At 40.5% G+C, this 23052-nt stretch carries 19 protein-coding genes; all 19 read right to left on the bottom strand.

The window, feature by feature from the left end:
* Positions 1-42 precede the first annotated feature (42 nt).
* Positions 43-972, bottom strand: a complete 930-nt coding sequence (gene spoIIGA, locus K7887_RS09205) for a sigma-E processing peptidase SpoIIGA (protein ID WP_223493263.1) — start codon at positions 970-972, stop codon at positions 43-45.
* Positions 973-1612: 640 nt separating this feature from the next.
* Positions 1613-2782, bottom strand: coding sequence for a cell division protein FtsZ (ftsZ, locus tag K7887_RS09200; RefSeq protein WP_223493262.1), 1170 nt, complete (start codon positions 2780-2782; stop codon positions 1613-1615).
* 225 nt (positions 2783-3007) lie between these two features.
* The gene (gene ftsA, locus K7887_RS09195) at positions 3008-4300 is read right to left on the bottom strand and encodes a cell division protein FtsA (RefSeq protein WP_223493261.1); all 1293 of its coding nucleotides are present in this window, start codon (positions 4298-4300) and stop codon (positions 3008-3010) included.
* Positions 4301-4412: 112 nt separating this feature from the next.
* Complete coding sequence (locus K7887_RS09190) at positions 4413-4775, bottom strand: small basic family protein (protein WP_010193065.1); 363 nt, start codon at positions 4773-4775, stop codon at positions 4413-4415.
* A gap of 2 nt (positions 4776-4777) precedes the next feature.
* Positions 4778-5494, bottom strand: coding sequence for a DUF881 domain-containing protein (locus K7887_RS09185; RefSeq protein ID WP_223493260.1), 717 nt, complete (start codon positions 5492-5494; stop codon positions 4778-4780).
* 39 nt (positions 5495-5533) lie between these two features.
* Positions 5534-6220 (bottom strand): DUF881 domain-containing protein, encoded by a 687-nt coding sequence (locus K7887_RS09180; RefSeq protein ID WP_223493259.1) that lies wholly within the window; start codon positions 6218-6220, stop codon positions 5534-5536.
* Positions 6204-6995, bottom strand: coding sequence for a cell division protein FtsQ/DivIB (locus tag K7887_RS09175; protein ID WP_223493258.1), 792 nt, complete (start codon positions 6993-6995; stop codon positions 6204-6206). Before K7887_RS09175 ends, K7887_RS09180 begins: the two co-directional genes overlap by 17 nt.
* A 107-nt stretch (positions 6996-7102) precedes the next feature.
* Entirely contained in the window at positions 7103-8011 is a 909-nt protein-coding gene (gene murB / locus K7887_RS09170) for a UDP-N-acetylmuramate dehydrogenase (protein ID WP_223493257.1), read from the bottom strand.
* A 460-nt stretch (positions 8012-8471) separates the two neighbouring features.
* A complete protein-coding gene (gene spoVE, locus K7887_RS09165; protein WP_223493256.1) occupies positions 8472-9572 on the bottom strand; it encodes a stage V sporulation protein E in 1101 nt (366 codons plus the stop codon).
* Positions 9573-9729: 157 nt separating this feature from the next.
* Positions 9730-11079, bottom strand: a complete 1350-nt coding sequence (gene murD, locus K7887_RS09160) for a UDP-N-acetylmuramoyl-L-alanine--D-glutamate ligase (protein ID WP_223493255.1) — start codon at positions 11077-11079, stop codon at positions 9730-9732.
* Position 11080: 1 nt separating this feature from the next.
* Entirely contained in the window at positions 11081-12055 is a 975-nt protein-coding gene (gene mraY / locus K7887_RS09155; protein ID WP_223493254.1) for a phospho-N-acetylmuramoyl-pentapeptide-transferase, read from the bottom strand.
* 281 nt (positions 12056-12336) lie between these two features.
* Positions 12337-13806, bottom strand: a complete 1470-nt coding sequence (locus K7887_RS09150; protein WP_223493253.1) for a UDP-N-acetylmuramoyl-L-alanyl-D-glutamate--2,6-diaminopimelate ligase — start codon at positions 13804-13806, stop codon at positions 12337-12339.
* Between the two features lie 150 nt (positions 13807-13956).
* On the bottom strand, positions 13957-15894 hold the full coding sequence (locus tag K7887_RS09145) for a stage V sporulation protein D (protein WP_223493252.1): 1938 nt from the start codon (positions 15892-15894) through the stop codon (positions 13957-13959).
* A gap of 569 nt (positions 15895-16463) precedes the next feature.
* Positions 16464-18695, bottom strand: coding sequence for a penicillin-binding protein (locus K7887_RS09140; RefSeq protein ID WP_223493251.1), 2232 nt, complete (start codon positions 18693-18695; stop codon positions 16464-16466).
* Positions 18696-19055 (bottom strand): cell division protein FtsL, encoded by a 360-nt coding sequence (gene ftsL, locus K7887_RS09135; RefSeq protein WP_223493250.1) that lies wholly within the window; start codon positions 19053-19055, stop codon positions 18696-18698. It abuts the gene before it with no gap.
* A gap of 33 nt (positions 19056-19088) precedes the next feature.
* A complete protein-coding gene (gene rsmH, locus K7887_RS09130) occupies positions 19089-20027 on the bottom strand; it encodes a 16S rRNA (cytosine(1402)-N(4))-methyltransferase RsmH (RefSeq protein WP_223493249.1) in 939 nt (312 codons plus the stop codon).
* A 130-nt stretch (positions 20028-20157) separates the two neighbouring features.
* Positions 20158-20589: a division/cell wall cluster transcriptional repressor MraZ gene (mraZ, locus tag K7887_RS09125; RefSeq protein WP_223493248.1), complete on the bottom strand. Its 432-nt coding sequence runs from the start codon at positions 20587-20589 to the stop codon at positions 20158-20160.
* Between the two features lie 300 nt (positions 20590-20889).
* Positions 20890-22545 carry a bacillithiol biosynthesis cysteine-adding enzyme BshC gene (gene bshC / locus K7887_RS09120; protein ID WP_223493247.1) on the bottom strand — a complete coding sequence of 552 codons (1656 nt, stop codon included), beginning with the start codon at positions 22543-22545 and terminating at the stop codon, positions 20890-20892.
* Between the two features lie 57 nt (positions 22546-22602).
* Complete coding sequence (locus K7887_RS09115) at positions 22603-22992, bottom strand: DUF3397 domain-containing protein (RefSeq protein WP_223493246.1); 390 nt, start codon at positions 22990-22992, stop codon at positions 22603-22605.
* Positions 22993-23052: the final 60 nt, after the last annotated feature.

The raw sequence follows: 23052 nt of genomic DNA, 5'->3' as shown, positions 1-23052 counted from the left end.
TTCCTCCCTTTTCTAATTCTTTTTTAGATTCTTGGCATAGCACTATGAAACCTGCTCAACCACTTCCCCCTGAAGCATTTTCGGATGGAGGATACATACATAATCACCTTCGGAAGAGAGTTTTGTTTTTGTTAGCCCCAGCAGAAATTTACTTGTTTCATACTGTTTGCCATCGTGATGAATGACGGCTTTATCCGGCTTTATTGCGAGCATCAAGCTGGTACTTTTTCCAACTGCACGATATGGGATGATCCTTATTCGCTCCACCCACTTCGTTTCCTCTGAGAATGTAGGCCAACCTTGTGTTTGTTCAATTGAATCCATAGCTTGTATTATTTCTTGAGGGATAAATGCATGAAGAGAGTCCACCTCTACAATCATGACCGGGGTTTTGGTAATAGGATCTAATAGCTGGTTTCCACTGTCTAAGAGACCTGGTAACGAAATCACTTCCTTTTCAACGGTAATAGAGATGGTGGCCAATTGATCATATTTAAATTTTCTTGTTTCTACTGCATGGAATTGTTTCTTTGATAAGTATAAAAGGGCCGGAAAACCGATGAGGACGAACATCCATGAAATAGGATCTCCAAGTCCTGTGGTCAAGCTTTGTACAGTCTCATTGGCAAACCGCTGATCAACTTGCAACGCGTAATGAACGGCCAGCATCCCACCACCTACTGAAAAGGTAGTAACATAGAAGACAATTAGGTTTTCTATAAAAACCCTGAGTCTTTGGAACCCGAATGCAGCGAGTATAATCGTGAGGGAGAAAAGCATTTTGACGAATGGATTTGCAACAATTGACTGTAGTGGGGTAAACATGAGTACTACAATTAAAGAACCCAAAAATGCCCCAAGCAATAGTCTCCAAGACACCATTTTCCGTTTCAGGATGATACCGGTAATCTTTAAAAGCAGGAAATCAAACCCGAAATTCAATAGCCAGATCGCATCTAAATATACGGTCAAGTTTAGTCCCTCATTTATACCTTTTTATGTTTGAAACTAGTATAAATCACTACTATTAGAAAGTCTGTCAGTTCCTGCCGATGGTAGAATACAATTTTTGAAGGTTTTTTTGCTTATTTGTCGGAGGGGATACTTAGAGGTAGGAAAGATGGTAAAGAGTTTAGTTGTTTGGTAAATCCAACGCTGTTCCTTTCCGCAAATGAGGACCTCTCTTCCCCTGCTTTATCGTCACTGAGGGCTTCATGACGGCGATGAGGACTTCTCTTCTCCTTTTTCCTCATTACTGAGGTCTTCATAGCGGCGATGAGGACCTCTCTTCTCCTTTTCACTCGTCACTGAGGGCTTCATAGCGTTGATGAAGACCTCCCTTCTCCTTTTTCCTCGTTACTGATGTCTTCATGACGACCATGAGGACCTTCCTTCTCCATTTCCCTCGTCCCTCACGTCTTCATCCAGACATTTAAGAAATACTTTGACGACTATGCCAACATTTTCCTAAACAACAAAAATGCACCAAACCATTTTTTGAAGGTTTTTTTGCTTATTTGTCGGAGGGGATATCTTAGATAGAAAAAAAGCACCAAACCATTTTCACTTGCAATGGTTTGGTGCTTTTGGTTTAAGCCGGGAGCTAATTAGATTAGCGGCGGCGATTTCTGTTACGTAAGAATGTTGGGATATCCAACGTTTCTTCTTGTTGCTGTGGTTGTTGCTGACGACGTGGCTCTTGTTGTTCTTGTTGCTGATGAACTGGCTCTTCACGTCTTGCTTCGCGTTGCGGTTGTTGCGGCTTTTGTGCTGGAGCTTTTTGAGCGCCGAACACTGGACGTGCACCTTGTTTTGTATGGTTAATTTCTGCTTCGCTGAAACCTGTCGCGATAACCGTTACAACGATTTCGTCTTTAAGGTTTTCATTGATTACAGAACCAAAAATCATGTTCACTTCTTGATCAGAAGCAGATGCTACGATGTCTGCAGCTTCTTGTACTTCATACAAGCTTAGGTTAGTGCCACCTGTAATGTTCATTAATACACCTTGAGCTCCGTCGATAGACGTTTCAAGTAGAGGAGAAGATACAGCTTTTTTCGCTGCTTCTGCTGCACGGTTTTCACCTGTAGCAACACCAATCCCCATCAATGCAGAACCTTTGTTGGACATGATTGTTTTCACGTCAGCAAAGTCAAGGTTGATTAATCCTGGAGTAGCAATCAAATCAGAGATACCTTGTACACCTTGGCGAAGTACGTTATCTGCTTCACGGAACGCTTCTAACATTGGTGTGTTTTTGTCAACGATCTCAAGAAGACGATCATTTGGGATGACGATTAACGTATCTACTCCTTCTTTCATGGAAGCGATACCGCCAGCTGCTTGAGTAGCACGCTTACGACCTTCGAAAGTAAACGGTCTTGTTACAACACCGACAGTCAATGCGCCAAGATCACGCGCAATTTGTGCGATTACAGGAGCTGCACCAGTACCGGTACCTCCGCCCATACCAGCTGTGACGAATACCATGTCTGCGCCTTTAAGGACTTCTTCTAATTGCTCTTTGCTCTCTTCGGCAGCTTTTTTCCCTACTTCAGGATTTGCACCTGCTCCAAGTCCACGAGTAAGTTTGCCTCCGATTTGCATTTTTACTTCTGCTTTTGATAGGTTAAGAGCTTGAGCATCCGTGTTAACGGCGATGAACTCTACTCCTTGAACACCATGCTCTATCATACGGTTTACAGCGTTGTTTCCGCCTCCACCAACTCCGATTACTTTTATGGTAGCTAATTGATCGATACTGTTATCAAAATCTAACATGACTGTTCCTCCTATTTCTCGAAAGTACTTGCAAGCTAAAGCTTTTTTGTCTTAAACACCGCTGTTGATTTCCGCACTGGGCTTCGCTTTCCTAGGGGCGCTGCTGGAGCCTCCTCGGCTTCGCCTGCGGGGTCTCCACCTAGCGCTATCTCCCTCAGGAGTCTTCGCCCTGTGCTCCAATCAACAGCTATGTTATCCATAACTACATTTCTTTGACTTTAAACCTTATTCAAAGAATAGTCCGAAGAATTTTTTTACTTTGTTGCCTACTTTTTCTTCTTCGTTTACTGGTTGCTTTGCCTGCTTTACTTTTTGTTGAGTTTGTTTTCCACTACGTTTTTCCGGGTATTCGCTAGGTGCTGATGTAGTTTCAATTTTTCTGCCTTGCAGTTTTGCATTTTTGTATGCAAATTGGATAAGACCTACTCCTGTAGTATATTGAGGCTCTCTTACGCCTATATAGTCCGGAACAGCTTTCCTAACATTATTGTTCAGTATCAACTGTGCCAATTCCAGGACACCTGGCATGGCTACTACACCGCCAGTTAATACGTAGCCCCCAGGAATCTCCCGGACACCTAATCTTTTAATCTCGTGTTGTACTAGCTCAAATATCTCTTCCATTCTTGCTTCAATAATATCAGAGATTTCAAGTTGACTGAATTGTTGATGCTGATCACTTCCGATAATCGGTACACTGAATACTTCTTCATCGGATGCATGGTCGTAAAAGGCATGTCCATGTTTTTGTTTGATTTTTTCTGCGTCTTCTGTGGAAGTACGTAAACCTATGGAAATGTCTTTAGTGATGTACTCTCCGCCAACAGGTAGGACACTTGTTGCCTTTAGGAATCCATCTTCAAATACGGCAATGGTAGTTGAACCTCCACCAATGTCTACAAGTGCCACACCAAGATTGCGTTCATCCTTAGACAATGCAATCGAACCAGAAGCAAGTGGCTGCAAGCAGATATCCGTTATTTCCAATCCAGCTTTCTCTACACAACGCAGTAAGTTATGTAAGACTGTTTTTGACCCGGTAATAAGGGTACCTTCCATCTCTAAGCGAACACCAAGCATTCCACGTGGATCATTAATTTCATCCAATCCATCAACGATGAATTGTTTTGGAATACAATCAATGATTTCTCTCTCTGGAGGGATGGAAAAGACTTGAGCGGCATCTATAACCCTGGCGATGTCTTCGTCCCCTATTTCCCTGTTTTCACTTGAAACTGCTACCACTCCATGGCAGTCCTGAAGCTGTACATGGTTTCCGGTGACACCAACGACCACTCTATTAATTGGCATACCTACCATTCTCTCAGCCTGCTCAACCGCCTTATTGATGGAATGAACAGTTTCATCTATGTCTACTATAGATCCTTTTCTTAAACCTGTTGATTTTACATTACCGACTCCAATAATATTTAAAGTATCATTCACCATTTCTCCAATGATTACTTTAACACTGGATGTACCGATGTCCAAACTGACGTATATTTCATTGCTGTTCATTCTATGGCACCTCCTTCTACTCCTAAAAAAACCAATTAGTTAAGAACAACACCTGAAAAACATATTATATTAGAAAGTATTCCACAAATATGATGTTTTCCCTTTTTTAAAATCATTTTTTTTCGTTTTTTTCTTTAGAAAGCGACCATTTTGACAATAATATTCTTCTTATCACTGCTATGTTCTGAAATAGCCTTACTCCAAAAGCAAAAACTGCAGCTAAATATAAGTCTACACCAAGATGTACGCCTAGAAAAGCTAAACTTGCAGCAAGCAGGATATTAAAGAAAAAACCGGATACAAATACTTTATCATCATAATTGTTTTGTAGATGGGCACGAATTCCACCGAACAATGTATCAAGTGCAGCAAGAACTGCAATTGATAAGTAATTGGAATATTCATCAGGAACCCGTATCTCAGAATAGAGGCCCAATACGATTCCCACAATCAAGCCCAGAAGAGGAAGCCACATGATCAGTTCCCCTCCTTCCCGGTTTTCACCGGTTCCATATGCTTAACGCGTATCTGCTCGTCATAAGCCGGAACGGTTACTTCATTAATGGGTGTGGAAACTTCTAGCAATAGGTTTTCTATCGCAAATTCATCCATTGCCCGGGATATTTGCAGGCGATTATAAAGCTTAGTCGGGTCACTTGTGATAACGATGATTTCAAAGTTTGCATTAGGTATCCACGCATTGTTTACCTTCGTCCTGCCATTTATTTCTCTTATTATCGTATTGCTAACAATACGCTGATTGGCAATACTTATTTCTTCCACTCCATAGGAATTCAATTCATTAACAAACCTCCTGAGGAGATCTGCAGATATGTTTTCCTGTATATTACCTAGGACATCCTCGTCAAACAATGGTTTGACTGTCATCTTTATGCCCGGTCCCTTCATTTCTGTCAGCCCTGCTTCGACTTTTAGCTCTTCCAACGTTTCCCGAACGATAGCCTCTTTAGATTCATCACGTTCTTTGGAATAGTCTTGAAGAATTTTGTCATACTTTCTTATTTCTTGGATAATTTGTGATTGTATTTCTTGCTCCCGATTCAAATCGCTTCTAAGTTGCCATGTATCACGCGTATCACGAATAATGGGCTGCTGTACGGTTTGAAATTGAATGGCAATCATCAATCCTACGATAATTGTAATAATGGTAAAACTAAATTTACGTTTGTCCATCTTGAACACCTTACCTCACCACAAAGCATGCATTCAGCCTTATTGAATAACAGGGTCAAGAACTACTTGATCTTTTTTTTGCATCTTCACTGTAATATTATCAGCAACCAGTTGATCTTTCACCCCGCCAAGGATACTGAGTGCAGGTATGAGCACATCTGAGTCTCCAATGGCAGTTATGACGAACGGCGCAGGATATTGATTTCCATCAATGGTTATAACAGGACCATTGCAAATGATATAGGAGTCTTTAGTAATTCTTTGTCCGTTTATTGCTATCGCTGCAGCACCTGATATAAACAGCTCATTCATTACCTTAAACACATGACTTTCATGAACAATATAATTATTGATATTCTCCTCGGAAGGAACATAAGAGGCATCTGCTAACGTCACTTCCACCCCTTCTCCCTGGACTTTAACATTTCCATTGAACATGCGGAGCTTTTCCACATCTTCCACCAAGTTGAATAAAAGCTGTTCTCCTTCTGCAAGCTCTTCTTCTATGAATTGAATCGCTTCTTGTTTTTCTTGTAATTCATTTTGCAATTCCAGGTTTCTTTCTTCTGTCCTGATTAAGGTTTCCCTAATTGCCCTATCACGTTGCCATTGTCTGTCTGTACCTACGACCTCTTCCTCGTTTGTAAGTTGAAACGAGTAAGAGACGATAAAACCAAGGACTAGACAAACAAAGGACAAGACAACATGTTTACCTGTCACTTTCATCTGTTTCTTCCTCTTCCTCTCCACCTGTTTCGTACGGCTTGAAGAATGTACCTACTTCCAAGTTAATGACACCTTTAACTTCTGGATCCAACTGTTCCACAATGGAAGGATAGGCGGCCATCTTGTCCGAGAAATCTCTGATCGTTGCACTTACTTCATAACCGTCATTCATAAACATGGTTATATGGTAAGGATCGATATCGGTTGGTGTATGATGTATTTCTGAGATGGAATAGATAATGGATTCAGGTAATTTTATTAACTCGACTATAAAATTCTCCACCATTTCACCATTCTTCCAATTCAGCATGAGTGGTGCATCATCAGGCAAAGAATCCTCATCATCCAAAACAGAGAGCATTTTGCCATTTTCCATGACAGGGTAATAGTTTCCAGTTTCATATATATATGCTATCCGCTTAAATTCATCAATAGTGATCTCCACACTGTTTGGAAAGATCCTCTGAACTTCCACTGATGCAATTTCTTTGTGTTGCTGAATTAGTTCAGCTGCTTTTTCTTCATTCACACGCCAGATACTTGTCTCTTTGGTCACACCACTTAATGTTATGACTTCCTCATCTGTTACATGTAAATTACCGCTTACAGTTAAGCCAGAAACCTTACTAAGTGGAGATTGCGAGTAAATGATCAAAAACAACAAAATGAAGAATAATGAAAGATATATGATTAATCTTCTGTTAGCCTTTTGCTTTCTCTGTTGTTTGATTTTAGGTACACGGTCTTCTAGCGTCACTACTTTCCCTTTTTCCATTAAAAACAATTTCACCCCACCGCGCGCCATGAAGCTACGCATGTAATTTACAATGATTTTCTAGCATAATTATATCATATGTGGGGTGAAAAAACGGAAAAAAACTACTATTTTCTTCCTATAATTTCAACTTCAGTTTCTAATTGGACATTGTATTTCTCAAGGATCGTTTTCTTGATGTATTCAATTAGATCCAATACATCCTGAGCTTTTGCGCCATCGTCGTTTACGATAAAGTTTGCATGCATATCAGAAACTTTCGCGCCGCCAATTTTATGTCCTTTTAGCCCGGCTTTTTCAATCAGCTGTCCAGCATAATCCGGAAGTGGATTCCGGAAGATACTACCGGCACATGGGTAAGAAAACGGCTGAGTATCACGACGATAATCTTTATTTTTTTGAAGCTGTGCGACTACTTCTTCGCGATTACCCTGTTCTACATTTAAAACTGCCTCTAAGCAAATTCCCGGGCGCTCTTTTTGAAGAATCGATGTTCGATAGGAGAAGTTCAGTTCATCTGCAGTCAACCACTCCATCTTTCCATCTTCAAACAAGATATGGGCCTTTTTTAATACTTTAGACATGTCAGAACCATGAGCGCCTGCATTCATATAAACTGCGCCGCCTACTGAACCAGGTATGCCTCCAGCAAACTCAAGACCTGTCAAACCTTTTTTACTGATGATGGTAACTAGCTTGATTAAGGAGTACCCTCCTCCAACATGCACTTCATCACCTTCCAATTCAAGGTGATCCATTCCGTTCCCAAGTTTTATCACGACCCCTTCAATACCAAGGTCTGATACCAATAGATTGGAACCGCGGCCGATTGCCGTCCATTTTACCTTGTATTTATTGATGGTCACCATTGTTTCTTGAAGTTTTTCTAAACTTTTCGGCTCCACCAGTACATCTGCTGGACCGCCAATCTTCATGGTCGTATGATTTGCAAGTGGTTCATTAGGGAGTACCTTGCCCACTTCTTTGTCTTGTAGTTCCTTTACTAACGCATCCATATAAAATCCTCCTAAATCCACGTTCATATAACATTTTTCATAACCTTTTAAAGTAGAAAGATAATCCTTCGTTAAAATCGTGATGTAGGCCCAAAGTTAATTATTAATATACTATGCATTTCGGTTTATATCGGTACACCGGCCCATCACATCGAAGGTTTAAAGTTTGGTTCATGACAATTATGTAATTCATTTAAAAATGGACTATGTTTACATACCCTAATGTTATTAGATTATAAACCTGTTATTATTTGTCATCTACATATTTTTCTTTGGTGAAAGTATTTGTTATGAAATGTAGTTGTGCAAACATTGTTGCACAATACTTTAATAGTATATCCCTTGTTAAAGATGTGCAACGAATATTAGTTATTGTAATCAAATTTTTATTTTTTGTCATATTATGTCCTGATATGTAACACAAAAGCCGAAACCAGTGGAATGCTGGCTTCGGCTTTTTTTAGTATTTCGCGTATCTGCTTATGTTCAGAAGGATACCGACGGCGAGCAACATCAAGGTCAGTGAGGAGCCTCCATAACTTAGGAACGGGAGGGTGATCCCGGTTACAGGCATTAGTCCTGTTACTACTCCTACGTTTATGATGACCTGGATAGCAATCATAGCAATAATCCCTACTGCCAAGAAGCTGCCGTACAAATCAGGGGCACCTAGCGCAATCCTAATTCCCCTCCATAATAGCAATGCAAAAAGTAGAACGACAAATGTACCTCCGATAAACCCGAGTTCCTCCGCCAAAATAGCAAAAATGAAATCTGTCTGTGGTTCAGGCAGATAAAAAAACTTCTGCCTGCTTTGACCAAGTCCGAGTCCAAGCAATCCTCCTGGCCCAATTGCGTATAAGGACTGAATGATCTGGAAGCCGCTTCCTAACGGATCTTCCCATGGATTTAAAAAGGAAGTGATTCGTTTTATCCGATAAGGTGCTGAAAGAATCAGTACAACAAACCCTGCTACACCCACAAGGCCTAAACCAACAAAGTGACTGATTCTGGCACCTGCAACGTAGATCATGACAATACACGTACCAACCATTACAGTTCCTGTTCCAAGATCAGGCTGTAACATAATCATTCCAAAGGCCAAGAATACGAGAGAAAGACTCGGAATCAGACCTTTTTTGAAGGAGGTAATCTTTTTTTGATTTTCACTTAAGTATTTTGCTAGAAATGCAATCATGGCTATTTTCATAAACTCTGATGGTTGAACCGAGAACGCTCCAACTCCAATCCAGCTTCTAGATCCGTTCCGTTCCATCCCTATTCCAGGAATCAAAACGATGACAAGTAAGAAAAAACACACCAGAATAATTAATTTCGCCCAAGTTCTCCATGTCCAATAGTCGACATTCATGATAAAAAACATCGCAACTACACCCAGTCCGGCAAATAGCAGCTGCCTTTTGGCGAAGAAGAATGTATCTTGAAATTTGTAATCAGCCCATACCGCACTTGCACTGTAAACCATGATGAGACCTACTGCAAGCAGTGTCAGTGTGGTTAAGATTAATATTATGTCCGGAGTTGATCGCTTATTTGCCAACGTGAAAACACCTCTACTACAAAAATTAGGGCAGATGGAGGCTTAACGTTAACGAAACGTTCATGCCAATAGCCAGAAAAAGGCTCTGTCCATATGCTTCCCAACAACTAAGGGGGAAGCTATCAGAACAAAGCCTCTTGAACATGTGGCCAAGCCCTTATTTAAGCTTATGCACGGCGTCTATAAAAATGTCTCCTCGTTGCTCAAATGTTTTATATTGATCCCAGCTTGCACAAGCAGGGGACAATAAAATGACATCTCCGCTCTCAGACATTTCATATGCCACCGGTACGGCTTTTTCCACATTATCGACATGTTTTATTTGTTTTATTCCAGCTTCAGAAGCTGTTCGCATTAATTTTTCCGCTGTCTCACCAAAAGTTACTAACACTTTGACATTACTCATGTACGGGAGGAGATCATCAAACTCGTTTCCGCGATCAAGCCCTCCTGCGAGCAAAACTACATTGTTTTCAAATGCGGAAAGGGCTTTTTGAGTAGCTAAAATATTGGTTGCTTTTGAATCATTATAAAACCTTCTGCCATCGAGCTCACCAATGAACTGCAAACGATGTTTTACACCTGAAAAGCTTGTAAGCACCTTTATAATCGCTTCATTACTGACTCCAGAAAGTTTTACAGCTGCCACAGCTGCCAGTATGTTCTCCAAATTGTGTTTTCCAGGCAACACAATTTGGTCTATAGAGATAATCTTCTCTTCTTTAAAGCATACATAATTATCTTTTAAGTAAGCACCATCAACTGTTTCGTTTGTGGAGAATGGAACAATGATCGACTGAATTCCTTCAGCAAGTTTCATCACTTGGGCATCATCAGCATTGACTACTGCATAATCTTCTTTTGTTTGGTTGGAGAAGATTTTCGCTTTTGCTTTCCCATACTCATCCAAGGTTCCGTGATAATCCAGATGGGCTTCAAAAAGATTCAGAAATACTGAGATTTTCGGTCTGAATAACTCAGTACCCATCAATTGAAACGATGACAATTCCGTAACCATGATATCTTTCTCAGTCGCTTGCTGAGCCACTTCTACCGATACATTTCCGATGTTACCAGCTATTAGGGGGGATTTATCATCCGCAGCCAGCATTTCGTCAATTAGCGTAGTGGTAGTGGTTTTCCCATTAGATCCTGTAATACCGATAATCGGTGCTTCACTGATTTGATAAGCAAGTTCTACTTCGGTAAGAACGGGAATTCCTTTTTCAGTCGCAAGTTGTACCAAAGGGTTATGATAGGGAATGCCCGGGTTTTTGAAAACAACATCAATTTTTTGATCAAAGATACTTGTGGGATGTCCACCACAAACAACTTCCATTCCTTTAGAAAGCAGATATTCAGCTTGTTCGTTCCCCTCTAAAGGACTTCTGTCATTGACAATCACCTTTGCCCCTAACTTATGTAACAAATCTGCAGTTGCAGTACCACTCTTGGCTAAACCTAGTACAAGAACCCTTTTTCCTTCATATTGGTTGATTTTCTTCATATTAGATCCACACCTCTAAATAAATTCCAAGCAGCGCACACAACAGCCCGACTGTCCAGAACGTGACAACTACGCGCCATTCTGACCAACCGACAAGCTCATAGTGATGATGAAGAGGACTCATTTTAAAGACCCTTCTTCCTGTCGCTTTGAAAGAGATGACTTGGATAATAACGGAGAGTGTTTCCATAACGAAAACTCCACCGATGATAATAAGCAGAATTTCTAATTTCAATAATACCGCTACAGTGGCAATAGCACCACCAAGCGCTAAAGAACCTGTATCTCCCATGAACACTTTGGCAGGATGAGCGTTAAATACCAGAAAGCCTAGTAACGCACCTACAACCGCAACAGCGAAAATGGACACTTCAAATTGTGACTGATACCAAGCAAGAATAGCAAATGCTCCAAATGCGACAGCTGCAGTTCCTGATACAAGACCATCCAGCCCATCAGTCAGATTGACAGCGTTGGAAAATCCAACTAGCCAAAAAATCAGAAAGAGAACATAAAAGAATCCTAATTCAATAGAAATACTTGTTCCCGGTATGCTGACCGCAGTGGAAAATTCAAATTGTACAAAAACAAAATAGAAGATAACTGCAATTAAAATCTGTCCAATTAACTTCTGTAAGGAAGTCAACCCTAGGTTTCTTTTGAGAACTACTTTGATAAAGTCATCCAGGAAACCTAACAGTCCATACCCTACCATCACAAAAAGCAACAAATATGTTTCAACGGAAGTTTCTGCAAATTGGCCTGTGATGACTAGAGTTGTTACCGCAACGGACAGGAGTATCATAATTCCTCCCATTGTCGGGGTACCTGTTTTCTTTTGGTGGGATTGCGGCCCTTCTTCTCTTATACTTTGACCGAATTTCAGTCTACGCAGGAAGGGAATAAATATTGGTGATACTAATACAGTAATTAAAAAAGACATAACGATAGCAAATAAAATAACCTGTTGTTCCATCGTTATTCCCTCCTCTCTTGAATCTCATGATTAGAGGTATCATCCACCTATGATAACCGGCAGATAATACCCGTTTTTTAGTTTAAATTTCTAAAAAGATGAATCTTATACCAAAAGTAAATTTTATCGGTTTTTGGTTGATATGAAAATACTTTTTTTCATCTTTTTAATATTTCTTGTTAAAACAACACTTTTTGATTATCCTCTGTTCAATTTCTGGGATATTGTAAGCCTTAGGCAATGGTCTAATTGTTGCATAAAATCATACACACCTTAACAGTCTATGAGCTTTGCTTTGACTGTATGGCTTCCAATGCAATTTTTCTATCATCAAATTCAAGCACTTTATCACCTATGACCTGATAGGTTTCATGACCTTTGCCTGCAATAAGGACCACATCACCGGATTTGGCTTGATCTATTGCTTTAAAAATGGCTGCTCGCCTATCTTCCACAATTTCATATTGCCGCTCCTTTACACCCGTTTCCATATCTTTAAAGATTTGAAGCGGATTCTCCGAGCGGGGATTATCGGATGTAAAAATCGCTTTGCTCGCATAATTCACTGCGACTGCAGCCATCAAGGGACGCTTTGAACGATCTCTATCCCCTCCGCATCCTACAATACAATAGATGTTGTTTTGAGAAAGTTGTTTGGTCGTTTTTAACACATTTTCCAAGCTGTCAGGAGTATGTGCGTAATCGACAATCACTGTAAAGTCCTGCCCTGCTTCGATCGCTTCAAAACGTCCAGGCACCCCGCTCATATTTTCAACCACTGGAATGATGGTTTCCATGGGGATATTGGACACATAACTTGCGCTTATTGCAGCAAGAACATTGTACACACTGAATTGTCCGACCAATTTCAAATTGATAGGAACGGTTTTATTATCATACACGAGGTCGAAAGTGGTGCCTTTAGCGGATGTCTTCACATTTTTCGCTCTGATGTCGCTGGTTTCGTTTATTCCATAAGTGATAACTTGAGCAGCTGTTGCTCTTTTATAAATATCACTTGCAGGGTCATCGGCATTCAAGACAGCATATTTCGGCTTTGCAAGATTATAGGAATTTCCTAAAGAAGAGAATAACAATGACTTGGCATATCGATATTCTTCCATCGTTTTATGATAATCGAGATGATCTTGTGTTAGATTGGTAAACACCGCCACATCAAAGTCACATCCATACACCCTTCCCATATGGAGTGCATGGGAGGAAACCTCCATCACCACAGTGTCTACTTTCTTTTCAACCATTTGGTGAAATGACTCTTGTAATGTTAATGCATCTGGAGTGGTGTTTTTTACAGGATAAGTTTTGTTTCCTATTTTCATATAAATGGTGCCGATCATTCCAGTCTTACGCTGATGATGTTGGAAAATGGATTCGATAATATGAGTGGTAGTCGTTTTTCCATTTGTACCGGTAACACCTATCAAGTGAAGTTTATGTGTAGGTTGTTGGAAGAATACATCCGCTAAGATAGCCATTGCCCTCATCGTGTCAGGAACAACGATGACCGGGACAGGAACATCCAATGGCTTTTCTGAGATGATAGCGACAGCCCCTTTATTCACTGCCTCTTGAGCAAATTGATGCCCATCTACCGTGTACCCTTTGATACAAAAAAATAAACTCCCTTCATTGACTTTACGGGAATCCATGACAATGGAAGATATCTCAGGGTTATACTTTGAGGATACTTCATATCTGTGAAGATATTGAATTAATTGTTGAAGTTTCATACGAATCAAACCCCTTTGGCTTACTTAAAGACCTAAATGCCGAATGAAAGACTATAAGGATAGATGGTGAAAGATAACGTCAATTTGCTTCTAAATTATCATATTCACCATTCTATCCTATTTAGGGAAATTAAACCAATCCGCTACATTTTATTCTTCATCAGATTTGCTTTTCCCGGACATGAAGACCCTAACGGTCGACCCTTCTTCCACTTTTGTACCAGGAGCCGGCGCCTGCTGAACTACTGTATCCCCATCCCCGCTAATATCAAGTTTGAGAGTAACTAGTTGTTGGAGAAGCTCTTTTCTTGTCATGCCTTTTAGATCAGGAACTTCCACAAGAGGCACATCCGGCCATTGCAATTCTTTTTCGATTTGTCCTTTTCTCTTTTCCACTCCCAAAGCATTTAGGCTATCCTCCATTATATTCCCAACTATCGGGGCTGCTACTACACCACCAAACTGTACGGTACCTTTCGGATTATCGACTGCAAGATACACAACAAGTTGAGGATCATCCGCAGGTGCAACACCTATAAAAGATACAATATGATTATTTTCCATGTAACGACCATCTTTAACTTTTTGGGCTGTTCCCGTTTTCCCGCCAACTCGATAGCCCTCTACAAAAGCATTACGACCAGTCCCTTGGGCAACTACACTTTCTAGTGCGTAACGGACCTGGGAAGATGTTTCCTCAGAAATGACCCTTCTCTTCTCCACCGGTGTCTTTCTCGAAACTATCTCTCCGGATATAGGGTCTACAAACTCTTTCGCAATAAATGGAGTGTACAGTATCCCGCCGTTCACTGCTGCTGAAACGGCCGCAACCTGCTGAATAGGCGTAACCGATACTCCTTGTCCGAAGGCAGTAGTGGCAAGCTCTACCGGACCTACCCTTTCAGGTTTAAATAGAATCCCCTTTCCTTCTCCAGCCAAGTCGATTCCTGTCTTCTCACCAAAGCCAAAAGACTTTATATAATTAAATAATGTTTCGGTTCCTAAACGTTGGCCTAGCTCAACAAAACCTGGGTTACATGAATTTTGAACCACTTCAAGGAATGTCTGGTGGCCATGTCCTCCTTTTTTCCAACAACGAAGCCGTGCTCCATCTACCATAGCTGCCCCGCTGTCATTAAACGTATCATTTTTTAAGTTGACTTTATTTTCTTCCAAGGCGGCTGCCAGTGTGATAATTTTAAACGTTGATCCCGGCTCATACGTGCTCCATACAGGCAGGTTCCGGTTATAAATCTCAGGCGCAACATTTTGAAATTCAGCAGGATCAAAATCCGGCCTGCTTGACATTGCTAAGATTTCTCCTGTATTCGGGTCCATTGCTATTGCAATGATTCCATCAGGGTTATACAATTCCTGTGCAAGATCCAACTCTCTTTCCATGATTGTCTGAACCTTTGAATCAATCGTCAACCTCAAATCTAATCCGTCCTGGGGAGCTTCATAGTCATCTGGTATATCTGGCATTCTTCGTCCCTTTGCATCCGAATAAAATTGTACGTATCCTTTTTCTCCTTTTAATTGTTCATCGTAGTATAGTTCCAACCCCATCAAGCCCTGGTTATCAATTCCTGCAAAACCTAATACATGGGAAAGATAACTACCGAAAGGATAATGACGTTTTGAGTCCTCTGCAATGTATACCCCTTTTAACCCTAGCGCTCTTATCTCTTTCGCTTTCTCATGAGAGATTTTTCTTCCTTCTGGATTGATCCTTTCCATAGATGAGCTTTTCGTTACCAGCTTGTACACCTTTTCTTTGGACATATTTAAGACAGCTGCAAGTTTTTCAGCCGTATCATTTGGATCTTTAATTTGCCTCGGTACAACCAAAACTGTCGGTGCACTCATATTCGTTGCCAATGGAACCCCGTTTCGATCAAGGATCTCTCCTCGTTCTGGTTCAAAGGGAATATTCCTGCTCCAAGAATCTTTTGCACGGTCTGTCAGCATATTCCCCAATGCGAATTGAACATATCCTAGGCGTAAATCAATAATACTGAAAAGTAGAATTCCTACAAGAAGCACAATGGTCAACCTTCTCCGAACCGTCACATGAGATACCCGCATATCCTATGAACCCCCTTTAATATTCGTAGTAATATATGCTTGTACGAACGAGGATAGAACATGCTAATGGACGGAATCCCAAGAGAAGCTCTTAATAAATGACCCTGAGATTGTTATAAAACCGAGAATATTTCTTTAATTTTAGTTATTTCGTTAATCGCCGCTGTTCCTTTCCGCAAATGGCTTCGCTTTCCTAGGGGCGGTGCTTGAGCCTCCTCGCAACGCTTGAGGGGTCTCAAGCTAACGCTATCTCCCTCAGGAGTCTTCGCCATTTGCTCCAATCCACAGCTAGAAATATAGAAGACGAAACGTTAATGCTTATTCAGTTAACTCGGTTAGATGACTTTTTATATACCTTCGATGAATGAAGTTATCTTGTTGATTGGAGTGGAAGGCGCGCAGACGCCCGCGGGAGGAAGGGACAGGTGAGACCCCGGAGGCGCAAGCCGAGGAGGCTCACGGACCGCCCGCAGGCAAGCGAAGCGCCTGGAACGGAAATCAACAGTACTTTATTATTTTTACATAAAAAAGCACTGACAAAGGTCTTTGCCTTTAACAGTGCTCTTAAATTAACTATCCTCAGAATCTTCCTCAGAACCTGATTCTTCCGTTTCTTCTTCTTCCTGCTCATCCGTTTGCGGTAAAGGTCTGTTTGAACCCAATTCCACAACTAGATTGTTCCCCTGTTCCACCGGGGTTCCAGGAATGATATTTTGTTTTTGTACATATCCATTTCCAATAATCTCGGTTTCAAGCTTGAGTATATTGGATATCTTTCGAACATCACGCAGGCTCCATCCAGTCATATCCGGGAGTGCCGGGGATTTTTCCGTTAACAGAATAACTCTTTCGCCTTCAATGACTTCACGGCCTGGTTGAGGGGTTTGTTTCAATACCTTTGATCCCTCACCCACAATCACATATTCAGGGCCGTTAGAGCCAGCAGATACATCCTTAATATTTTCACCGACAAGATTTGGAACTTTCATCCCGACACTTTTCTTCTTCGGAGTGTTTTGTTGATTTTCATCAGGTTGGATGCTCAAATATTGCAAACTGCGACGCATCACTGAATTAAATACTCCCGATACTGGGCCTGCTCCGTTTTCATGTTGAGCAATCTTTGGCTTTTCTACTGCAACATACATCAATAACTCAGGATCATCGGCAGGAGCCATTCCTGTAATGGAATAGATGTATTCGCCATGACCAGATAAGTAGCCCCCTGGTCCAGGGATTTGTGCGGTTCCTGTTTTTGCCGCCACTTTATACCCTTCTATACTGTATGGACGTCCTGTGCCGTTTTCAGAGCTTACCACTGATTCTAGTACTTCTAGTACTTTGTCAGCGGTTTTTTCAGAAATAGGCGTGCCTTTTTGTTTCGGCTTATTTTCTAACACAACCTCATTTGTGTTAGGATCAACAATCTTGTCCACCACATATGGCTGCATCATTTTCCCGCCATTTGCAATGGCGGTTGCAGCTTGGATCTGTTGAATTGGGGTAAATGCCGAACCTTGACCAAATGCCGTAGAGATACGGTCTCTGTAATAATCATAGTTGATGTTACTTGTCGTCTCATCTGGGAGGTCTATGCCTGTTGGTTCATTCATCCCAAATGCATGGATGTATTCCAACAGCGTATCCGTACCCATTTTATCTGCAAGCAATGCAAAAGCTACGTTGGATGAACGCTGTACTCCTTCATCAAAGGATATAGTTCCCCACCCTGATCTGTTATGGTCGTATACAGGAACAGGATCTTTTGGAAGACTATAAGAACCAGATTGATAGAGTTCAGATCCATTGTAAACCCCTTCTTCAATGGCTGCGGCCAAAGAGAAGATTTTCATAGTGGAACCTGGCTCGTAACGATAAGAAATCGCATCGTTATTCCAATTATCCGTCAAGCCTTCTCTCGTGTTTAAATCGAAGGTAGGTCGGGATCCCATTGCAAGTATTTCCCCTGTCTTCGGATCCGCTACAATTGCAATAATACGTTCTGGTTCGTATTCCTCCACTACATTGTTCATTGCTTCTTCTAAAAATGTCTGTATTGTCTTATCTAATGTCAGATGCACATTTTTCCCGTTGATTGCAGGAACATAGGATACATCTGAGTCCATAGAGAGCTTGATCCCTTTATTGTCTGTTTTTACCGCCAATGAACCATTTTGCTCTTTAAGTTCATCTTCCAACATTTTTTCAAGACCTGTTACACCAGTAACAACACCTTTATCATTTGCTCTTGCAAAACCTACCACGTGACTGGAGAATTTGCCGTTGAAATAGTAGCGTTTAGACCCTTCTACAAATCCAATCCCTGGCAGTTTCATTTTTTCAATTTCTTGTTTGACTGATAAAGGAAGATCTCTCCCCAATGCTCCAAATTCAACTTGTTTACGATCCAGTTGTAATTTTTCTAATATGTCACTCTGATCTACTTCCAAGACAGATGCCAATTTTGCAGCTGTTTCTTCTGGATCAACAACATGACGAGGTTTCTTTTCATCTGTTGTCAATGAATCGTCTAACACCGCAACGAGGTTGAAGGAAGGAGTGTCTTCTGCAATCGGGTCGCCACTTCTATCAAAAATGGACCCCCTTGTTGCATCTATTGTCTTGTTTACGTTATACCTTTCGCTAGCCTCTGCTGATAAATTATGCCCATGTGCTTCTCCGGTTGCTTGAAGGTAAAAAAATCGCCCAATCAATAGAAAAAAGAGCAACGCAAATAATCCGAGTAGAATTGCTGCTCCTAAGTGAATTCTTTTTTTATGAACGATGTTATGGGTACTCATTTAGTTCCCTACGTTCTTCACATTGTTTTCGTTTAATGTCAGACCAAGGTTTTTGGCTTTCTCAAGAATGACTTCATAGCTGCTTTCTTCCGCTACGCGAAGTTCAAGTTCACGGTTTTCCTTTAATTGTGATTCAATGGACCCTTCAAGCGTTTGAATTTCGCTATTCACATGATAGATATTCACATGGTTTGTAATAACGTGAACTGCACCGAATGCCAGCATACCGATAAACATATAGGCAAGTATTTTTTCCCCAAGAGTGATTTTTGAACGTTTCTTTACGACCAATTGCCTTTTTGGCGACTGTTGTATACGTTCTTCATGCTGCCTCTGGATTTTGTGAGCTAAGTTACTCATTCTCTTTCCCCCTAGTCTACAATTTTTTTATATTTAGTCTTTAGCTTTTTCTGCAATTCTTAGTTTTGCCGATCTTGCACGATTATTCGCTTCTAGTTCCTCTTCACTAGGTAGTATCGGCTTTCTTGTGATGAGTTTAAGTACCGGCTGAAATTCTTCTGGAATAATTGGAAGTCCAGGCGGCAGTTGTGGCAGCTGACTTTTTTCTTTAAATGCTACTTTACACATTCTGTCTTCAAGTGAATGGAAGGTAATAACAGAAACTCTACCCCCGACTTTCAAGACATCAATTGCTTGATGAATAGCATCTTCAAAAACACCCAACTCGTCATTTACTGCAATTCTTATTGCTTGGAACACCCTTTTAGCCGGATGCCCGCCAGTTCTCCTAGCAGGAGCTGGTATGCCATCTTTAATAATTTCCACCAATTCCAGTGTCGTTTCAATCGGCTTTGACTTTCGGTATTCCTCAATTTTTCTAGCTATTTGTTTGGAAAACTTCTCTTCTCCATATTGAAAGAATATCCTTACAAGCTTCTCATATGGCCACTCATTGACCACATCATAGGCACTAAGCGGACTGTTCATGTCCATTCGCATATCCAAAGGTGCTTCGTGATGGTAACTAAAACCTCTTTCAGGAGTGTCCAATTGAGGAGATGAAACGCCAAGGTCGAACAACACTCCATCCACTTTGGTGATTCCCTGCTCAAATAGTTTTTCTTTTAAGTGCTTGAAATTGCTTTTGATGAAAATGACCCTGTCCAGATAGTTATGTAACACATTTTTCGCATGTTCTAGAGCATGGTCATCTTGGTCAAATGCGATCAGTCTTCCTTTGTCTGATAACCTTTTTACAATTTCGGAACTGTGTCCTGCACCTCCTAATGTGCAATCAACATACGTTCCATCCTCTTTAATGTTAAGACCTTCTACTGCTTCGTTGAGTAGTACTGTTACGTGGTGAAACATTTTCCACCGCCTTTCTAGCTCTAAGCTGTTTTCCTCTTAGGTGCTGCAATTTCTTTTCTATCGGTATTTTCTCACCGACCATCTTGTTTTATCCAGGCTGTTCTTAGTATTCGATGTAATGAAATCCCTTTTATAAGTCAAAATCCACGAGGTTTTCTGCAATCTCTGCGAAGGAGTCTTCCGAGTCTTCCACAAATGAGTTCCAGTTGTCCTTGCTCCAGATTTCTATTCGATTAGACACTCCGATCACAACGCATTCCTTTTCCAGCTGTGCATACTGAACAAGTGGGGTGGCAATGTTCACTCGACCTTGCTTGTCCAATTCACACTCAGAAGCACCAGAAAAGAAGAAACGTGTAAATGCACGGGCATCCTTTTTAGTAAGTGGCAATTGTTTCAGTTTATCTTCAACTGTTTTCCATTCAGAGAGCGGATAGCCAAATAGGCATTTATCGAGGCCTCTGGTAAGAACAAAGGTTTCACCTAAATGATCACGGAATTTCGCAGGCACAATCATACGCCCTTTTGCATCAATTGTATGATTATATTCCCCCATGAACATTTGGCTCTCCCACCTTTCTTCTACTTTCCCCCACAATCCCCCACTTCTCTCCACTTACTTTATTGTACTATTCTCTTCCCTAAAAGAAAATCCTTTAAGCCTACTTTTTTTTCGTTTTTCATCTTTTTACAACATTTTTTGACAAAAGGACGAATTTAGGTCAAACTTGGCTTTTTTTGACTCCGTACAAACACAATAAGCTACCATTCTTCAGTATATGTTCGTTTACGACTCCCTTCTATATTTGTGATTGTCAGAAAAAGAATATAAAAAAACAGCAGGATTTTTCCCGCTGTTTTCTTAAAGTTTTATTATTTTATGCTTTCCGTTATGCTCCAATGGCAATTCACATAGCCTTTGGACGAAATCGAGACCATACTTATTAAGGAAATAGTAGATGTTCCATACTCTCTCTTGCGGCATTCCTTTAGGCAAGACCGCGAGTTCGGCTCGTTCATATTTGTTCATCATATTTTCATGTTTTTCATATGCTGAACGCTCTATTAAGCGATGGATATAGGTGAATTGTTTATCAATCAGATTCCAATTCTTCTCGAATGTCTTTCGATGATGCGGCAAGGTAGTATTACCCACTTGTCGGAATTGATCATGAACATTTGCATATTGTTCACGATAAGACGTTAAGGTAGCTTCTATTGTTTCAAGTTCTTCCTTATACAACCAAGCTTTCCGTTTTTCCTCTAGTCCCTTTTCCACCACTTCTTCAATGTTTTCACCCAGTTCAAGTAACGTTCGATCAATGTGCCGTTCCAATAATGTCAAAGATATTCTTGGTACAACAGGCGGCATTTCAAGGTCCACTGAATGGAAACATCGACCGAGCTCAGCCCAGTAACTGATTTCTCCAGGACCTCCTATAAAAGCAAGGGTAGGGAACAGAAACTCCTGCATCAGCGGTCTAGTGACAACATTATTGGAGAAGTTTTCAGGTTGTTCCTCCATCAACTTATTTAACTGTTCTAATGTAAACTGACGGTTTGAATCCTTTATATAAGCAATCTGTTTTGCTTTATCCCAACATAACAGCTCGCGTTCACCGTTTTGGTGAAAGAATATATTCATGGATTCTGAGTCAATTTCCAGCATCGGAGCAAACCCTTGCTCCTCGAGTTCTTTTTGTGAATGAAGCATTCCATTGCGAATTTGACCTTGCTTCATTAATATTTGTTGCATATAAGGGGTTTCAAGTTTACGCAAGGAAGGGTCTGCTGCATTAACTAATACAAGTCCAGTACCTTTAAAGAGTTTTGAAATCAAACTTGCAAACATATCCACAAATGTAGTAGATACCTCAATTGCATGCTCTAATTCTTCCTTTAAATTCTTTGTATAAGGACTTTCTCCATAGGAATTAATTATCTCAAGTAACCATGCGTGTAACTTTTCTTTATCATATTGAAGCTCTGATACCATTTTTTTGCCGGCTTCTTTCATATGAAAAGCATGTTTTTCAATTTCGTTATCTTTCGGTAGATTCACATGATTGATTTCTTGATAATCATGATCTTCTCCTGCTATCCAAAAAATAGGAACCACCGGTATACCAAGCTTTTGTTCCTGTTCTTGGGCAAGTTTAATTGTACTGACTATTTTAGAGATAGTATAAATTGGGCCAGTCATTAATCCTGCTTGTTGTCCACTGATAACAACAACCGACTGGCTATCATTTAATTTTTCAATGCTATGTAAGGTTTGGGCATCTGCATGATACCTTTGATTAAATTCAAGAAGATGTGCAGCAAGCTCTCTTCTCCTGAAGCTTCTATTTTTTAAATGATCGTTTCTCTGTGTATATGTGTCTACAGAAAATGGATTGTATGTAAAAAAGGGAAGGATGCTCTCCTTTTGTGATAAATAAGCGGAGGAAAACTTATTAATAGTAGGGAGCGTTAATTCTACTACATTCATAAAGTACGTCCTTTCTGAATCGTTCATATATGTTGATGTCTCCATGAGTATAGCATTGATTTCCAATGTTTCAAAAAATATTGCTTAAGCAAATGTATCAAAAACCCGTTTAATAATCCCAAATGTCACAAGACAAAAATAGGCTAGAAAAAACAGCAGGAAATTTAAGCGCCAAAACCCTTTGAACACTCTTTTGAATTGAATTTCCTCTTTAATCTTATAATGTGTCAAAACCATCACTGTCGCAATTATCAGTAATACAGTTAAAATGACCGAAAAAAGCGATGTTTCCCAGATGATGATAATGATATAGTGTACGGCCAGGATAAAGAAAAGCGTAGATGCATCAATCGCCAAATGAAAGGACTTTTTATTATTTCTTGTTACTGCCTTAGCAATATTATAAAACACAATCAGCGCAAAAATAGGAAGCGTAACGATTGTAGCGAAAGTTCCTGCTAAAAATCCCGACATTTTCAACATACCTCATTTCACTTACTCGATTATTTTTTGTATTTTACAAGCAGGGTGAAA

The sequence above is a fragment of the Sutcliffiella horikoshii genome, assembly GCF_019931755.1.
Classification (GTDB): Bacteria; Bacillota; Bacilli; order Bacillales; family Bacillaceae_I; genus Sutcliffiella_A; species Sutcliffiella_A horikoshii_E.
The sequence above is the reverse complement of the archived record's forward strand: the minus strand, read 5'-3'. Positions and strand labels throughout refer to the sequence as shown.

What these genes read in the sequence shown, in the direction of transcription:
- K7887_RS09140 (WP_223493251.1), bottom strand. Translation starts at nt 18,695, where the DNA reads ATGAGTACCCATAACATCGTTCATAAAAAAAGAATTCACTTAGGAGCA.
- K7887_RS09190 (WP_010193065.1), bottom strand. Translation starts at nt 4,775, where the DNA reads ATGTGGCTTCCTCTTCTGGGCTTGATTGTGGGAATCGTATTGGGCCTC.
- K7887_RS09185 (WP_223493260.1), bottom strand. Translation starts at nt 5,494, where the DNA reads ATGGACAAACGTAAATTTAGTTTTACCATTATTACAATTATCGTAGGA.
- murD (WP_223493255.1), bottom strand. Translation starts at nt 11,079, where the DNA reads ATGAAGAAAATCAACCAATATGAAGGAAAAAGGGTTCTTGTACTAGGT.
- murB (WP_223493257.1), bottom strand. Translation starts at nt 8,011, where the DNA reads ATGGATGCGTTAGTAAAGGAACTACAAGACAAAGAAGTGGGCAAGGTA.
- K7887_RS09145 (WP_223493252.1), bottom strand. Translation starts at nt 15,894, where the DNA reads ATGCGGGTATCTCATGTGACGGTTCGGAGAAGGTTGACCATTGTGCTT.
- rsmH (WP_223493249.1), bottom strand. Translation starts at nt 20,027, where the DNA reads ATGTTTCACCACGTAACAGTACTACTCAACGAAGCAGTAGAAGGTCTT.
- ftsL (WP_223493250.1), bottom strand. Translation starts at nt 19,055, where the DNA reads ATGAGTAACTTAGCTCACAAAATCCAGAGGCAGCATGAAGAACGTATA.
- bshC (WP_223493247.1), bottom strand. Translation starts at nt 22,545, where the DNA reads ATGAACGATTCAGAAAGGACGTACTTTATGAATGTAGTAGAATTAACG.
- K7887_RS09115 (WP_223493246.1), bottom strand. Translation starts at nt 22,992, where the DNA reads ATGTCGGGATTTTTAGCAGGAACTTTCGCTACAATCGTTACGCTTCCT.
- mraZ (WP_223493248.1), bottom strand. Translation starts at nt 20,589, where the DNA reads ATGTTCATGGGGGAATATAATCATACAATTGATGCAAAAGGGCGTATG.
- ftsA (WP_223493261.1), bottom strand. Translation starts at nt 4,300, where the DNA reads ATGAACAGCAATGAAATATACGTCAGTTTGGACATCGGTACATCCAGT.
- mraY (WP_223493254.1), bottom strand. Translation starts at nt 12,055, where the DNA reads ATGGAACAACAGGTTATTTTATTTGCTATCGTTATGTCTTTTTTAATT.
- K7887_RS09150 (WP_223493253.1), bottom strand. Translation starts at nt 13,806, where the DNA reads ATGAAACTTCAACAATTAATTCAATATCTTCACAGATATGAAGTATCC.
- K7887_RS09180 (WP_223493259.1), bottom strand. Translation starts at nt 6,220, where the DNA reads ATGAAAGTGACAGGTAAACATGTTGTCTTGTCCTTTGTTTGTCTAGTC.
- K7887_RS09175 (WP_223493258.1), bottom strand. Translation starts at nt 6,995, where the DNA reads ATGGAAAAAGGGAAAGTAGTGACGCTAGAAGACCGTGTACCTAAAATC.
- ftsZ (WP_223493262.1), bottom strand. Translation starts at nt 2,782, where the DNA reads ATGTTAGATTTTGATAACAGTATCGATCAATTAGCTACCATAAAAGTA.